The following is a 15,000-nucleotide window of genomic DNA, read 5'->3' as shown; positions in this document are numbered from 1 at the left end:
GGCAAGCATAATGGTCGATACCTTATGAGCAATAGGTAAACCGTACCGCAATAATCAGACAGTACTTCGCAGGCAAAATCGTGCTTTTCACCATACCGTCTTGCAGGTCGCAATCGCGCGGGTCTATATCCCGAAAGGAATGAGAAAAGGCGTACATGACGCTGTGCGCCGGGATCAAACAGGTGGAACAATCAATATGCATGACACGGTAATTCTGGTCGGTTGCGGCAATATGGGCTTCGCCATGCTCAAGGGCTGGCTCGATAGCGGTATCCTCAAGGCGAAGAACGTTTACGTCGTGGAACCGACCGAAGCGCTTCGTGATCGCGCCGCTGGCGCTGGCGTCCATGCCTTTGCCGATGCTGAAGCCCTGCCCGGCGATCTAAAGCCGCGCATGGTTCTCGTGGCCGTCAAGCCGCAGGTCATGGCACAAGTTCTGCCAGCCTATAAGCGCTTCGCCCCAGCCGCCACTTTCGTCAGCGTTGCAGCCGGTATTCCGGTCGCCCTTTTCGAAAGCAAGCTTGGTCACGATGCAGCCATTCTTCGCTGCATGCCGAACACGCCTGCCGCCATCGGCAAGGGCATGCTGGTCACGTTCAAGAACGCCAATGTGACCGACGAGAACGAAGCCTTCATTGCACGCCTGCTGGAGACATCCGGCAAGGTCGCAAGCGTGGACGATGAAGCGCTGATGGACACCGTGACCGCCGTTTCGGGTTCTGGTCCGGCCTATGTGTTCCACTTCATCGAAGCCCTGACCGACGCCGGTGTGACCGCCGGTCTTCCGCAGGAAACGGCGGCTCTGCTGGCCATGCAGACCGTGATGGGTGCAGGCGCTCTGGCCGATGCCAGCACGGATACACCGTCAAAGCTGCGCGAACAGGTGACGAGCCCGAACGGCACCACCGCTGCCGCGCTCGAGGTTCTCATGGGCGGTGACCGCCTCAAGAAGCTTGTGGCAGAAGCCGTGGAAGCTGCCCGCAAGCGTTCGGTGGAACTGGGCAAAAGCTAGAGCATTTCCAGCAAAAGTGCGAAGCGGTTTTGCGTCGGATAATGCGTGAAAACAAATAGATAGAGCGGTTCCGACGATTCCATTTAAACCGGAACCGCTCTAAACTGAGAGACGCGGCACCGCTTCGATGAGCGCTCTAGTGATGGGCGCTTGTGGTGCCGTTATCAGCTCACGTGTCGGGCGGCATTCAACAATCTGCCCGCGCTCCATCACCGCGATACGGTCCGCCGTCTGTGCCGCGACCGCCAGATCATGCGTGATGAAAAGATAAGCCGTCTGCTCGGCTTTCTGTATATCCCGCAACAGGTTGAGAATGGCGCCGCGCACAGTGACATCAAGTGCCGAAACCGCCTCGTCCAGCACGATCAGCGACGGAGCAGTTGCAAGCGCCCGCGCAATCGCGACACGCTGGCGCTGCCCGCCGGAAATCTCGTGGACGCCACGCCGCACCAGCGCCGGATCAAGCCCGACCGTTTGCAGAAGGCTGGCAATATCGCGCTTGAGCCCGTGGATGCGCAGCGGCTCGCGTAAGAGATCGTAGACGCTCGCACGCGGATTGAAGGCTGAAAGCGGGTCCTGAAACACCATCTGCATGCGCGCCCGCTCTTTGCGGAGATTAGCGCCTGTGAGCGCCAGCCAGTCCTCGCCTTCGAAGCGGATTGTGCCGCTTTCAAGCGGATGAAGCCGCAGAAGGGCGCGCGCCAGCGTAGACTTGCCGCTGCCAGACGGGCCGACCAGCGCCAATGTCTCGCCCTGCCGGATGGTGAGACTGACACCATCGAGCGCAAGGGCGCCGCCATAGCGCAAAATGAGATTGTCGGCCTTCAGAAGTGGATCAGCCATGGGCCGTCTCCAGCACTGGCACGGCGGCGATCAGCGCTTTCGTATAATCTGTTTGCGGGTTCGAGATGATATTTTGTGCCGGGCCAAGTTCCACCAGTTTTCCCTGACGAAAAACCGCGATGCGGTCGGCCAGTTCCGATGCCAAAGCGATGTCATGGGTGATGAAGATCAGTGTCATTCCGTCTGCACGCACCAGTTCGCGCAGGAGAGAGACAATCTCTTTCTGCACGATGGTGTCGAGTGCGCTTGTCGGCTCGTCGGCAATCAGCAGGCGGGGACCGGCGGCAATAGCGAGCGCAATCGCGATGCGCTGTTTCTGGCCGCCGGAAAACTGATGCGGATAGCGTGTGAAAGCCGTTTCAGGTTGTGGAATGTGGACCCGCTTTAAAAGGCTGACTGCTTTGGCTTTCGCCGTCGTCCTGTCGATTTTCGCATGGGCGCGAATGATCTCGACAAGTTGCGCGCCAACCGTCATCAGCGGGTCGAAGCTCGATGCAGGATCCTGAAACACGAAGCCGATGTCGCGTCCCGGTCGCCGCTTGCCATCCGCCCAATCCATGCGGCCCGAAATGCGGGCATTGCCCGGCAGGAGCGAGGCCAAGGCCAGCGCCAGCGTGCTTTTGCCCGAGCCGCTTTCGCCAATGATCGCCAGTGTTTCACCGCGACGGACATCGAGGTCGATAGTCTCCAGCGCCATTTCACGGCCATAGCGCACGGAAAGCTGTTCCAGCCGGACGATCACCGTCATGACTGCACCTCGCGCCGGGACAAGGCGTTCGTCAGTCCTTCGCCCGCCAGATAGATGCCAACAACAGTCAGTGCCAGCGCCAGACCCGGCAGGATCGAGAGCCAGGGCGCGGAGCGCAAAACAGTGCGCCCCTCGGCGATCATGCCGCCCCATGTGACGCGGTTCGGATCACCCAGTCCCAGAAAGGACAGCGCCGCCTCGATCAAGATGGCGGAAGCAACGATCACCGGCACCAGTGCCAGAACCGGCGGCAGAGCGTTGGGCAGAATCTGGCGGAAAGCGATTTCCATTGGATGCATGCCGATGACGCGAGCCGAAGCCACATAGTCGCTTTCGCGAATTGTGAGCACCTGTCCGCGCGTGAGGCGCGCAGCCTGTGTCCAGCTCGAAAGTGCAATGGCCGCAATCAACACCGGCAGCGACGGCCCGGCAATGCTGACCAGCGCAAGCGCCAGCAGGAATCCCGGCACAGTCTGGAAGGCTTCGGTGATCCGCATCAGGACTTCATCGATGATACCGCCCGCAAAACCGGCCAGCGTTCCAACGATGCTGCCCAAGATAAGTGCAGCCAAGGCAGCGGCCAGTCCCACAGCAAGCGATGTGCGCGCGCCGTAGAAAAGTTCAGCCAGAACATCACGCCCGAGCCGATCGGTTCCGAAGATAAAATCTTTATTGTCAAAAGGTTGCAGCAACGGCGTTGAGACAATGCTTAAAGGATCGGCGGGAAAGAAAAGAGGCGCTGAAACTGCTGCCAGCACGAGCAGCGCCAGCAGGATTGTACCTGCTAAACCCTCGCCCGTTCTGAAATAACGTTTAGAGCGGCTCATGCCCTGCTGCCCCCCGTCGCGATACGTGGATCAAGCCAGAGATAGATCAGGTCGATAAGGAAATTGACCACGATCACCATGACGGCGCTGACCAGAATGACACCGAGCAGAAGCGGCGTGTCACGGCTTGCAACGGCCTCTTGCGCCAGTCGCCCCAGACCTGGCACGGCGAAGACACTTTCGATCACCACGCTGCCGCCGAGCATGGATGCGGCCTGTAAGCCCAGCACGGTGACGACTGGCAGCAAGGCGTTGCGCGCCACGTGACGCAGGACGATGCGCGAATGCGAAATGCCCCTCGCCCGCAGGGCGCGCACGAAATCCATGCGCCAGATCTCGGCCATGGCGGCCCGCATCACCCGCAGGTAAAGCGCCAGATAGATCACCGCCAGCGAAACGACCGGCAGCACCAGATGAACCGCAATATCGCCTGCTCGCGCCAGCCCATGCTTGCCGGAAGCGATTGTTTCTATGCCACTTGACGGCAACCAGCGCAGCCTGATCGAAAACAGGATGACCAGCACAAGCGCCAGCCAGAAACCGGGGATCGCATAAAGAACCAGGGATGCAACGGAGAGAAACCGGTCGCGAAAGCTTCCGGGCTTTGCACCTGCCACGATCCCGAGGAGCGAGCCCACGGCAAAAGACAAGGCGGTAGCCGCGCCCATCAAAAGAAGCGTGTTGGGCAGGCGTTCCAGAATAACGTCGAGAATGGGCCGGTTAAAACTGACGGACCAGCCGAGATTACCCTGCGCGAGCGCTGCGAGATAAGCCCCGAGCCGATGCCAGACCGATTGATCCAGCCCCCAGCGCGCCCGCATTTCGGCAATCGTTGCCGCATCGCCGCCGAATGTCACAGCATAGGCGTCGACGGCATCGCCGGACGCGCTTTCCAACATGAAGAAGCAACCGACAATGACAATCAGCAGCACGATGAAGCTGCCGACCAGTCGTTTGCGGAAAAGGGCCAGAATCTGTTTCACGGCGGCAGGATACAATTAATCCAAGAGGTTCGTCACTGCTCCAGCCACGTATCCGCCCAGTTGGAAACAGCCCAGCGCGGATTGTTGGAAATAGTCTTCACGCGGTCGCTGGCGACGGTGATGAAGCCCCATTCCGCAACATTGATGAGCGGCAAATCCGCCTCCACCATCTGCTGGAACTTGTGGTAAAGCGCCGTGCGCTTTTCCTCATCGATCTCGCGTGCGGCTTTGGCGATCAGTGCGTCCAGTTCTGCGTTGACATAGCCGCCCTGATTGGAAAACGGCACGCCTGCCGGGATGCCGCTTTCGACAAGAATGGTGGTCGATATGGCCGGATCGCCGCGATAAACCGTGGGCGCAATCGCCAGATCGAAATCATGGTCGGTATAGACCGCCTTCTGGTGCGCGGCGGAATCATTATTGACGATGCGCGCATCGATGCCGACAGCCGCAAGCGCCTGCCGCAGATAATCGCCGAACTGCTTCGTCTCGTTGAAATAGGGCGCGGGAAGAAGCTTGAGCGTGAAGCGTGTTCCGTCCTGACCGCGCGTGTAGCCAGCCTCGTCCAGAAGTGCATTCGCCTTCGCAACGTCGAACGGATAGGACGGCACGTCATCGGTATAAAACTGGCTGTCATAATGTGGTACGGGACCGGTTGAGGTCTTGGCGTAACCGAGGAAAACGGTTTTGACCACGAAATCGCGATCAATGGCATGGGCGATTGCCTGCCGAACCTTCAGATCCGCCAGCTCCTTGCGGCGGTGGTTGATCTCCACCACAAGCTGGTAAGTCAGCGCTTCATAGCCCTTGGAAATAACCGTCAGGCCCGGAACCTTCGAAATTCGGTCCAGATCGGCGAGCGGCACGGCGGAAAAAGCGGCCAGATCGATTTCTTCGGCTTCCAGTGCCCCCGCCGCAGCCGCACGATCCGGCAGCACGCGATAGACGATCTCGTCCAGATAAGGCTCACCCTCGCCCCAATAATCGTCGTTGCGTGTCAGCCGATAATATTCGCCAGTCTTGTGCTCGGCATATTTGAACGGGCCGGTGCCGACGAGCTTTTCATTGGCCGAATTGGCCATGATGTCGGTTCCTGCGAAGACATGCTTCGGCAGCACTGCCGTCAGCGCGGGCAAGGCATTACGGATAAGCTGGAAAGGCGTCGGCTCGGAGAAATGGAAGATGGCGGTAAGGTCGTCCGGCGTTTCGACCTTCTCCAGTGCCTTGAACACAACGCGACCAAGGTTTTGCAGTGGTTTCCAGACTTCAATCGCCGAAAAGGCCACATCCGCCGATGTGAACGGCTTGCCGTCGTGCCATTTGACACCTTCACGCAGACGGAATGTCGCCGTCAGCCCGTCGGCGGAACCTTCCCAGCCTGTGGCCAGCCGCGGCGCAAGGCCATTCTCACCATCGAAAGACGCTTCCGCCAGAGGCTCGATCAGCTTGCTTGCAACGAAGAAAACACCATTGGATGCCACGATGGCCGGGTTCAGATTACGTGGTTCTGAATCTGCGGCCACGACCAGCCGCCCGCCTTTCTGCACCTCACCAGCCGCATTCGACCGTTGCGGCCAGACGGCGACAGCGGCCAAAGCGGTCGACCCCGCCAGAAAAGCCCTACGCGACAGAACCAGTTGAGCCATATCACTTGCCCCGCAATCATATTTTCATTCGCTGACTTTTTTATACCAGTCGCCGGTAAATGACAGGATCAAAACCTGTCACCCGAACAATAAATGTCGAAAAACACTTCATTTTTCGGTATCTTTAACCGTCAAGTAAAAATAATATTTCAACGGTTTGCTAGCTTATTATTGCAGTATTTCAACATATACGGTTGAATTATTTTTCCTATAAAATTCAATTTAAAGAAAATCCCCTCTTGCCAAACAGGCCTTCTTCCGTAGATCATAGTTAATTATGTGTTGTCGTATTTCGTGAGCTTCCATTTCGACACGGCGCACATAGACCAGTGAAGAGCAATTCATGGCTCTTGTTTGAATGCATTTGTCCGCCCCAATTCAATCATCTGGCGGCAAATGCCCTCTAATTACTCGTGCATCTTATTCCGAAAACCGTTTCACACTTTTCGGAATGCGCTCTAAAGCTAAACCACATTGGAAGAGAGGAAACAGAAATGTCCAGTTTGCTGCCCCCGCTTCATGACGGTCATGCACCGATCTATCTTCATCACGCGTTCCAGGATGCGGTTGATGCTTATGAAGATTGGACCCCGGAAACGGCTGAACCTGTTGTTCGGGTCAATGGCAAGACTACTCGTATCAGCGTCGTCTTTCGCCGCCTGTGGAACTGCACCGATATGGTGCCGCGCCACACGTTGGAAGCGCTGAGGGATATCGTCCCGACCGGCATTGTTCTTGCCGAGCATTGGAAGGAAACGCCCACATTCGCAGAAGCTGCCCGCATCATGCGTGCCGCCCTGGAAGGGCGCAAGGCACGACGGCTCCCGGTCGTGTGCTGATTTTCCTGAAACCGACAATGAAAACGGGCGGATTTTCCGCCCGTTTTGCATCCCCCCGATCCCTCGACGGGCGCAGGATGAGGGAAGTCGGCTCTATACAACCATCAGCGCTCAAGAGCCTGAATCAAAAAGCGTCATGTGTGTGCGAAAATGGTGATTTTCGAGTACCGGAGCGGAGTGTACTTTTGGGTACATGAGCACCGGAACGCAGACAAATTGCCATTTGCAGCCACACAGGATGACTTTTGGAACAGGCTCTAAACGACAGGATCAAGCTTACGGAACCGCACGCGGGCGCTGCGTTCGATAGCGGCAACAGTCAGTTCATCGAGCGTCCAGCGGTCACGCAGCATCTGCAGAAATTCCAGTTCCTCCTGTTCCACATGCAGATCGGCGGCGGCCACTTCGACAGCCAGTGCATAGGCCGTATCGTAGAGGCGTTCCGGCAACGCTTCATGAGCGAGGTCGAGAATCCTCTCCAGACCGTCTTCATAGGCCAGCAGCGCATAGCAATCATTGGCAAGCTGCGGCAGACGCCCAGTATCGAAACCACGGAAAACCGGCAGGCGCGTCACCACGTTACCGATGGATTCCAGTTCGGCATCGGTCATGGTGGTGTCGGCTGCAGACGTCGTAACCATGATATAGACGAGTGCATCCTGCGGGGTGATCTTTTTCATCGCGTACTCCTGCACAACAATGGCCGGAATCAACTCCAACGGCCCAAATTGGTTTGAAAGTTAGGAAGCTGCATCCCGTTGCGCAAGGAAATTCGGTCGCAACCGTTGACGGACAGTGGTTGCCGCGCCATAGAGCAGTATGCGCCTCCCTTATGCGCAAGTTTTCAACGAATAGAGCGCTTCACAGGATTAAACCATGACCTCGCACCGCCTTCCCGAAATCACGCTGACCCCGGAACTGACCGCGGCGGCTGCGGAAGCGAAAGCATGGCCCTTTGAAGAGGCGAAGAAAATCCTCAAGCGCTATGCCAAGACCGGACTGCCGGACACGGTGATCTTCGAAACCGGCTATGGCCCTTCGGGCCTGCCGCATATCGGCACGTTTGGCGAAGTGGCGCGCACCTCGATGGTGCGCCATGCCTTCCGCATCCTGACCGAAGACAAGGTCAAGACGCGCCTGATCTGCTTTTCGGACGATCTCGACGGCATGCGCAAGATTCCGGACAATGTGCCGGACAAGGCAGCTCTTGAGCCCTATCTGCAAATGCCGCTTTCGACCGTTCCGAACCCGTTCGGCGGCGACTACAAGAGCTTTGCGGATCACAACAACGCCATGCTGTGCCGCTTCCTCGACACGTTCGGCTTCGATTACGAATTCGCCAGCGCGACCGAATATTATAAGTCCGGCAAGTTCGACGCAGTGCTGCTCAAGGCCGTCGAGCGCTATGACGACATCATGAAGGTGATGCTGCCGACGCTCGGCGAAGAGCGTCAGGCCACCTATAGCCCGTTCCTGCCAATCTCGCCCAAGTCCGGTCGCGTGCTTTACGTGCCGATGAAGCGTGTTGATGCCAAGGCTGGCACCATCACGTTCGACGACGAAGAAGGCGTTGAAACGACCCTGCCCGTCACCGGCGGCAATGTGAAGCTGCAGTGGAAGCCGGATTTCGGTATGCGCTGGGCAGCACTCGGCGTTGATTTCGAAATGTTCGGCAAGGACCACCAGACCAATGCGGGCGTTTATGACCGCATTTGCGAAATCCTCGGCGGTCGCGCGCCGGAACATTTCGTCTATGAACTGTTCCTCGACCAGCTTGGCCAGAAGATTTCCAAATCCAAGGGCAACGGCATTTCCATCGATGAATGGCTGGCCTATGCGCCGACCGAAAGCCTTGCACTTTACAATTTCCAGAAGCCGAAGACCGCCAAGCGGCTCTATTTCGATGTCATCCCGAAGGCAGTGGACGAATATTTCACCTATCTCTCGGCCTATGAACGCCAGGAATGGAAGGACCGATTGAACAATCCGGTCTGGCACATTCATTACGGCAATCCGCCGAAGGTGAACCTGCCGGTTACCTTCGCGCTGATGCTCAATCTGGTCAGCGCATCGAATGCCGAAAGTCCAGCCGTGCTGTGGGGCTTCATCTCGCGTCACGTGCCGGGCGTAACACCGGAAAACAACCCGGAACTCGACGCACTCGTCGGCTATGCGATCCGCTACTTCAACGACTTCGTGAAACCGACCAAGCAGTTCCGTGCGCCGGACGATGTGGAACGCGCAGCGCTCGAAGCGCTGGATGCCAAGCTTTCAACGCTGCCTGCCGGCACCGATGGCAACGACATCCAGAATGCCATTCTCGATGTCGCCCGCGCCATCGAGCGTTATCAGGACCATACCAAGAAGAGCCCGGAAGGCGGTCCCGGTGTTTCGGTTTCCTTCTTCCAGATGCTCTATGAGGTGCTGATCGGCCAGGAACGCGGACCGCGCTTTGGTTCCTTCGTCGCGCTTTACGGCATCGACGAAACCCGCGCACTGATCAAAAAGGCGCTGGCTGGCGAACTGGCGTAAGCGTCAGGACATGCTCTAACCCAGACCAATGAATTCAAATAATAAGGGCGGCTTCAAGCCGCCCTTTCAGTTTTTCGCCCCTCATCCTGAGCCTGTCGAAGGATCTAGAGCATTTCCAGCAAAAGTGCGAAGCGGTTTTGCGTCGGATAATGCTTGAAAACAAATAGATAGAGCGGTTCCGACGATTCCATTTAAACCGGAACCGCTCTAAATTCATCTCGCTTTATTGTGCCGTGGGTGCAGGCGGAAAATCGCCCTGCGGCTGTGGTAACGGCGAAGAAGGCTGCGGCTCCGGCTCGGGTGCCAGAGGCGAAGGACTGTCCATCATGCTGCCGCTATCAGGCTCCGGATTGGGCAGAGATGTATCGGGTTTGTCGCCGAAAATGCCGAGATGCGCTTCCACAGCCTTGCGCCCCGCTTCGTCGTAGGCGCTGCCGGGAGCAGCCTTCGCCCAGCCATTGGCAACCAGCCATGCGGCTGCATCCTCATTGCCCAGCACGCATTCGGTAGCGATTGCGCCGCCACTGTCATTTTGCGGCAGGCGGCACATGACGGCACGAGAGCGCAGCCATTGCCGGAAGGCAGTGCGGGCCTGCATGCCGCATGGCCAGCTTTCGCCGGAAGCGGTCTGGCATGTCTGTTCGACGGGAACGATTTCTATTCCCTGCAGCTCGACGGTACGGCCCTGGCTTTCCAGCCGGCCTGCTGCCACAGCGACCGGACGCTGCAAAAGCTGCATCTGCTCGCCCGCATCGACAGGCGTAGCCGGTGGCGGCGGTTCCGGCGGTTTAGGTGTGGTGGCAAGACCAAGATCGCTCAGCGGCGGACGCGGTGCCTCGCGTTCCATACCGTCATCATTGACCTGATCGTTTACCTTCCCGTTCTCTTTCCACGCAGGCGGCTGCCCTTCAGCAGGAGCGGTTTGGCCCGATTGCGGTGACGTCCCCCCGGATGGATTCCCCATTTCAGGCGATATTCCCGGCTCGTTATAATCGAACTGTTCAACGACGATGCCGTTGCCCGTACCGGAATCGACTTTCGTCTGCGTATCGCCGGAATCGATGACCACGACCGGTCGATCCAGCGCGCCATAGAACGGCGCCACGAAAGCGGCAACCAGTACCGCACCTGTTATGCCAGCCAGACCGCCGAAGACGGCGCGCGCATGACTTTTACCCTGCGATTGCACCATTACTGGCTCGCCCACAAAATGCGGGCAACCCATTCGATATCCCTGGACTCGAAAATGCGGTTCGGATGTTCGGGGTTGAGCGAATGAAGCTCAATGGTTCGCGGCGTCTGGCGATGCAGAATCTTGGCCATCACTTCTCCGTCTTTCGTTCGCACCACCACCCGGTCGCCCCGGCGAATGGCGGTATTGGGTGCAACGATCAGCGTATCGCCATCACGGTAAAGGGGCAACATCGAGTCGCCCGAAACCTCCAGCGCATACACACCTTCCCCCGTGCCAGCGGGAAATTCCACGATGTCCCAGCCCTGCCCTGCCGGAAAACCGGCATCATCGAAATAGCCGCCCGCGCCCGCTTCGGCCATGCCGAGCAGTGGAATCGACTGCATGTCCTGCGTATATTCGCCAAATTGCGGCGTGCGATCTTCACCCCGGATAAGCCGCGTGAATTCATCAAAGGTGGAGCCGGTTGCTTCCATCACCTTGGCAAGCGATTCCGTCGAAGGCCAGCGCGCGCGACCGTCGGAGGCATAGCGCTTGGATTTGTTAAAGGTCGTGGGGTCAAGCCCTGCGCGACGCGCCAGCCCGGACGCGCTCAGGGAATGACGTTCAGCCAGGGCATCAATGGCCGCCCACACGCTATCGTGAGAAAACATAGTAATGATCCGCCACCTAGGTTCCGACATATCTTCTGAACGATCACCTATCAGAATGATATGTTTAAGAGGATTTTAAACCTAATTTCCCGTCCCATCTTCAGCTTCAACCTACCGAAAAAGCCGGAATTACGCAAGATGGGTGAATTAACAGGGAAAATTTTCTTATTCACGGAATGATGAAGCAGGTGCGATTCAATTCTAGCAGGATGACGCAAACAAAAAGCGCGGCATGAAACATGCCGCGCCTGATGATCTTGCGAAGGGTTATGCTTACGCTGCCTTCTTCGTTTCCGTCTTGTACGGGTTGAAGCGCTGATAGAAGCTTTCGCCGTTCTCGGCCAAGTCGAGAAGCAGCTTCGGCGCCTTGAACTGCTGGCCGTATTTCTTCTGCAACTCCTTGGCAAGCTTGACGAATTTCTTCGCGCCCATGCCATCGATATAGGAAAGCGTACCGCCCGTATAAGGTGCGAAGCCAAACGCCAGAATGGAGCCGACATCGGCTTCACGCGGGTCGGTGACGATGCCTTCTTCCATCACGCGGGCAGCTTCCAGAGCGATGGTGACGAGGAAACGTTCCTTTAGCTCCTTCACATCGATCTTGTCCGGATCCTGCTGCGGATAGAGATCCTTGAGGCCCGGCCACAGATGCTTCTTGGCAGGCTTCGCCGGATAATCATAGAAGCCCTTGCCGTTCTTGCGGCCTTTGCGGTCGAACTCGTTGACAAGCTTGTCCACCAGTTCCACATGGCGCGGATCGACAGCCTTTTCGCCAAGATCGGCAAGGGTTGCCTTGAGGATCTTCTGCGACAGATCGATGGCCGTTTCGTCGTTGAGCGCAAGCGGACCAACCGGCATACCGGCCATGCGGGCGGCATTCTCGATCATCGCAGCCGGGACACCTTCAACAAGCATGTTGTAGGCTTCCGACATATAGCGCAACACGCAGCGATTGACGTAGAAACCACGCGTGTCGTTGACGACAATCGGCGTCTTCTTGATCGCACGCACGTAATCGAGGGCTACGGCCAATGCCTTGTCGGAGGTCTTCTTGCCGAGGATCACTTCCACCAGCATCATCTTGTCGACAGGCGAGAAGAAGTGGATGCCGATGAAGTTCTTTGGACGCTTCGACACTTTGGCAAGACCGGTGATCGGCAAGGTCGAGGTATTGGACGCGAAGACTGCGGAAGTCTTCAGCACTTCCTCGGCCTTCTCGGTTGCCACGCGCTTGACTTCGCGGTCCTCGAACACGGCTTCGATCACCAGATCGGCGCCCTCGAGCAGCGCATAATCAGGCGTTGCCGTGATGAGCGACAGGAGCTTTTCCTTGTCCGCTTCCGTAGCGCGACCCTTCTGCATTTCCTTGGCGATAAGGTCAGCGGCGTGCGCCTTGCCCTTGTCGGCAGATTCCTGATCGCGGTCGATCAGCACCACCGGAATGCCAGCCTTCGCCGTCACATAAGCAATGCCTGCACCCATGAAGCCCGCACCAATGACGCCGATCTTCTTGAACTTGGTCGGCTTTTCATCGACCGGACGACGCGCGCCCTTGTTCAACTCCTGCAATGACACGAAGAGCGAACGGATCATCATACCCGCTTCGGTCGTCTGAAGGATTTCCGTGAAGTAGCGCTGCTCGATCTTGAGGCCGGTATCGAACGGCACCAGCAGACCTTCATAAACCGATTTCAGGATAGCGAGTGCTGCCGGATAATTGCCGGAGGTTTCGCGGCGCAGAATGGCCGTTGCGGCAGGCCAGAGATTGGCACCGGCTGCGGAATAGATTGCGCCACCAGGAAGCTTGAAGCCCTTTTCATCCCAGGGCTGAACCGGCTTGAGGCCGCCCTTGATGAGCTTCTTGGCTGTTTCAACGAGCTTCTTGGCCGGAGCGATCTCGGTGACGAGACCCATGGCCTTGGCGCGCTGCGCCGTCAGGCTGGAACCCGTCGTCATCATCTGGAGCGCGTCCTGCTGGTTGGCAAGGCGCGGAACGCGCTGCGTACCGCCCGCACCGGGGAACAGGCCAACCTTGACTTCCGGCAGGGCCATCTTCACGCCCGGAGCATCGGATGCCACGCGGGCATGGCACGCGAGCGACATTTCAAAAGCGCCGCCCATACAGGTACCGTTGATAGCCGAAACCCAAGGCTTGCCGCAGGTCTCTAGCTTGCGGAAAAGGCCGCTCATCTTGCCGACATTGTCGAACAGGGTCTGGACCGCGCCTTGGCTGTCCTTGGCCTTCTGCTTCTGGAACGCCTTGAACATACCTTCCAGCATGGTCAGGTCAGCACCACCGGAGAAGGTGTCTTTGCCAGATGTTATAACAACACCCCTGACCTTTTCATCGGCAGTCGTCGCGTCGATGATGGCATTGAGTTCCTGCATCGCATCGACGGTGAAAACATTCATCGACTTTTCAGGCATGTCCCAGGTAACGAGAGCAATGCCGTCAGCGTCGGTTTCAACCTTGAAATTTACATAAGCCATTATCTGAACCTCCCCTTACACGCGCTCGATGATCGTGGCCGTACCCATGCCGGCACCGATGCACAAAGTGACCAGCGCGGTGTTAAGGTCGCGGCGTTCCAATTCATCCAGCACCGTGCCGAGGATCATCGCGCCGGTTGCACCGAGCGGATGGCCCATGGCAATAGCACCGCCATTGACATTGATCTTGTCGTGCGGAATGTCAAAGGCCTGCATGTAACGCAGAACCACGGCAGCGAAGGCTTCGTTCAACTCGAACAGGTCGATGTCCGAGATTTTCATCTTCGCCTGCTTGAGAAGCTTTTCCGTCACATCGACCGGGCCCGTCAGCATGAGCGCCGGTTCCGAACCAATATTCGCAAAAGCACGAATGCGGGCGCGCGGCTTCATGTCGAACGCCTTGCCAGCCTTCTTCGAACCGACGAGAACACCAGCCGCACCATCGACGATGCCCGATGAGTTACCGGCATGGTGGACGTGATTGACGGTTTCGATTTCCGGATGGGCCTGAATGCCGACGGCATTGAAGCCGCCCATTTCGCCGGGCATCACGAAGGACGGATTGAGCTGGCCCAGCGCCTGCATATCGGTCGTCGGGCGCATATGCTCGTCATGGTCGAGAATGGTCAGGCCATTCTGATCCTTGATCGAAATGACCGAATTCTTGAAATAGCCCTTTTCCCACGACTTGGCAGCGCGCTTCTGGCTTTCGACGGCATAGGCATCGACGTCATCGCGGCTGAAGCCGTATTTCGTGGCGATCAGATCGGCGGAAACGCCCTGCGGCATGAAATAGCCGGGGAAACCGACCGATGGGTCCATGTACCAGGCACCGCCGGACATGCCCATGCCGACGCGCGACATGCTTTCCACGCCACCAGCAATCACCAGATCATCCGAACCGAAAGCGACCTTGGCTGCCGCCAGATTGACCGCATCGAGGCCCGAAGCGCAGAAGCGCGAAATCTGGATGCCTGGCGCCTTGAAGTCATAACCGGCTTCAAATGCGGATGACCGCGGGATGACCGCGCCAGCTTCGCCGACCGGATCGACGCAGCCGAAAATAATGTCATCGACCTTGGCGGTGTCGATACCGTTGCGGTCGCGCAGGGATTCCAGAACCTTCGCGCCCAGACGAACGGCAGGCACTTCGTGCAGGCTGCCATCTTTCTTGCCACGCCCGCGCGGTGTGCGCACGTGATCGTAAATATAAGCCTCAGCCATGTTTACTCCTT

Annotated in this window: 13 protein-coding genes; 3 read left to right on the top strand and 10 right to left on the bottom strand. The window is 57.8% G+C overall.

Annotation, left to right across the window (positions count from 1 at the left end; all coding sequences use genetic code 11):
- Positions 1-196: 196 nt before the first annotated feature.
- Positions 197-1,012 (top strand): pyrroline-5-carboxylate reductase, encoded by an 816-nt coding sequence (gene proC, locus FIB18_RS00445; protein ID WP_140018878.1) that lies wholly within the window; start codon positions 197-199, stop codon positions 1,010-1,012.
- 99 nt (positions 1,013-1,111) lie between these two features.
- On the opposite strand, the gene FIB18_RS00440 is transcribed toward proC, so the two are convergent.
- From FIB18_RS00440 to FIB18_RS00420, 5 genes are read right to left on the bottom strand one after another with little or no spacing between them, the layout of a single operon-like run.
- Positions 1,112-1,855, bottom strand: a complete 744-nt coding sequence (locus tag FIB18_RS00440) for an ABC transporter ATP-binding protein (protein ID WP_140018877.1) — start codon at positions 1,853-1,855, stop codon at positions 1,112-1,114.
- The gene (locus tag FIB18_RS00435; protein WP_140018876.1) at positions 1,848-2,603 is read right to left on the bottom strand and encodes an ABC transporter ATP-binding protein; all 756 of its coding nucleotides are present in this window, start codon (positions 2,601-2,603) and stop codon (positions 1,848-1,850) included. The genes FIB18_RS00440 and FIB18_RS00435 overlap by 8 nt, the downstream gene beginning before the upstream one ends.
- Positions 2,600-3,430: an ABC transporter permease gene (locus tag FIB18_RS00430; protein ID WP_140018875.1), complete on the bottom strand. Its 831-nt coding sequence runs from the start codon at positions 3,428-3,430 to the stop codon at positions 2,600-2,602. The genes FIB18_RS00435 and FIB18_RS00430 overlap by 4 nt, the downstream gene beginning before the upstream one ends.
- Entirely contained in the window at positions 3,427-4,428 is a 1,002-nt protein-coding gene (locus FIB18_RS00425) for an ABC transporter permease (protein ID WP_140018874.1), read from the bottom strand. The genes FIB18_RS00430 and FIB18_RS00425 overlap by 4 nt, the downstream gene beginning before the upstream one ends.
- A 17-nt stretch (positions 4,429-4,445) precedes the next feature.
- Positions 4,446-6,059 (bottom strand): ABC transporter substrate-binding protein, encoded by a 1,614-nt coding sequence (locus tag FIB18_RS00420; protein ID WP_140018873.1) that lies wholly within the window; start codon positions 6,057-6,059, stop codon positions 4,446-4,448.
- 494 nt (positions 6,060-6,553) lie between these two features.
- Here FIB18_RS00420 and FIB18_RS00415 point away from each other — a divergent pair, with 494 nt between their 5' ends.
- Positions 6,554-6,898 carry a BRA0787 family protein gene (locus FIB18_RS00415; protein WP_140018872.1) on the top strand — a complete coding sequence of 115 codons (345 nt, stop codon included), beginning with the start codon at positions 6,554-6,556 and terminating at the stop codon, positions 6,896-6,898.
- Positions 6,899-7,155: 257 nt separating this feature from the next.
- Here FIB18_RS00415 and FIB18_RS00410 read toward each other — a convergent pair whose 3' ends face one another.
- Entirely contained in the window at positions 7,156-7,578 is a 423-nt protein-coding gene (locus FIB18_RS00410) for a tellurite resistance TerB family protein (protein WP_140018871.1), read from the bottom strand.
- A 196-nt stretch (positions 7,579-7,774) separates the two neighbouring features.
- Between FIB18_RS00410 and FIB18_RS00405 the strand changes: the two genes are divergently transcribed.
- Entirely contained in the window at positions 7,775-9,430 is a 1,656-nt protein-coding gene (locus tag FIB18_RS00405; protein WP_140018870.1) for a lysine--tRNA ligase, read from the top strand.
- Between the two features lie 223 nt (positions 9,431-9,653).
- Here the strand turns inward: FIB18_RS00405 and FIB18_RS00400 are convergent, their stop codons facing one another.
- The 4 genes from FIB18_RS00400 to FIB18_RS00385 form a co-directional block, all read right to left on the bottom strand.
- Entirely contained in the window at positions 9,654-10,622 is a 969-nt protein-coding gene (locus tag FIB18_RS00400; RefSeq protein ID WP_140018869.1) for a thermonuclease family protein, read from the bottom strand.
- Complete coding sequence (locus FIB18_RS00395) at positions 10,622-11,275, bottom strand: S24 family peptidase (RefSeq protein ID WP_140018868.1); 654 nt, start codon at positions 11,273-11,275, stop codon at positions 10,622-10,624. Before FIB18_RS00395 ends, FIB18_RS00400 begins: the two co-directional genes overlap by 1 nt.
- Positions 11,276-11,548: 273 nt before the next feature.
- Positions 11,549-13,765, bottom strand: a complete 2,217-nt coding sequence (locus tag FIB18_RS00390; RefSeq protein ID WP_140018867.1) for an FAD-dependent oxidoreductase — start codon at positions 13,763-13,765, stop codon at positions 11,549-11,551.
- A gap of 15 nt (positions 13,766-13,780) precedes the next feature.
- A complete protein-coding gene (locus FIB18_RS00385; protein WP_140018866.1) occupies positions 13,781-14,989 on the bottom strand; it encodes an acetyl-CoA C-acetyltransferase in 1,209 nt (402 codons plus the stop codon).
- Positions 14,990-15,000 lie beyond the last annotated feature (11 nt).

This window comes from Brucella pecoris (genome assembly GCF_006376675.1).
In the GTDB taxonomy this organism is placed as follows: Bacteria; Pseudomonadota; Alphaproteobacteria; order Rhizobiales; family Rhizobiaceae; genus Brucella; species Brucella pecoris.
The sequence above is the reverse complement of the archived record's forward strand: the minus strand, read 5'-3'. Positions and strand labels throughout refer to the sequence as shown.

Excerpts from the sequence above, each read along its gene's own strand:
- proC (WP_140018878.1), top strand. The coding sequence starts at position 197 with ATGCATGACACGGTAATTCTGGTCGGTTGCGGCAATATGGGCTTCGCC.
- FIB18_RS00440 (WP_140018877.1), bottom strand. The coding sequence starts at position 1,855 with ATGGCTGATCCACTTCTGAAGGCCGACAATCTCATTTTGCGCTATGGC.
- FIB18_RS00435 (WP_140018876.1), bottom strand. The coding sequence starts at position 2,603 with ATGACGGTGATCGTCCGGCTGGAACAGCTTTCCGTGCGCTATGGCCGT.
- FIB18_RS00430 (WP_140018875.1), bottom strand. The coding sequence starts at position 3,430 with ATGAGCCGCTCTAAACGTTATTTCAGAACGGGCGAGGGTTTAGCAGGT.
- FIB18_RS00420 (WP_140018873.1), bottom strand. The coding sequence starts at position 6,059 with ATGGCTCAACTGGTTCTGTCGCGTAGGGCTTTTCTGGCGGGGTCGACC.
- FIB18_RS00415 (WP_140018872.1), top strand. The coding sequence starts at position 6,554 with ATGTCCAGTTTGCTGCCCCCGCTTCATGACGGTCATGCACCGATCTAT.
- FIB18_RS00410 (WP_140018871.1), bottom strand. The coding sequence starts at position 7,578 with ATGAAAAAGATCACCCCGCAGGATGCACTCGTCTATATCATGGTTACG.
- FIB18_RS00405 (WP_140018870.1), top strand. The coding sequence starts at position 7,775 with ATGACCTCGCACCGCCTTCCCGAAATCACGCTGACCCCGGAACTGACC.
- FIB18_RS00400 (WP_140018869.1), bottom strand. The coding sequence starts at position 10,622 with ATGGTGCAATCGCAGGGTAAAAGTCATGCGCGCGCCGTCTTCGGCGGT.
- FIB18_RS00395 (WP_140018868.1), bottom strand. The coding sequence starts at position 11,275 with ATGTTTTCTCACGATAGCGTGTGGGCGGCCATTGATGCCCTGGCTGAA.
- FIB18_RS00390 (WP_140018867.1), bottom strand. The coding sequence starts at position 13,765 with ATGGCTTATGTAAATTTCAAGGTTGAAACCGACGCTGACGGCATTGCT.
- FIB18_RS00385 (WP_140018866.1), bottom strand. The coding sequence starts at position 14,989 with ATGGCTGAGGCTTATATTTACGATCACGTGCGCACACCGCGCGGGCGT.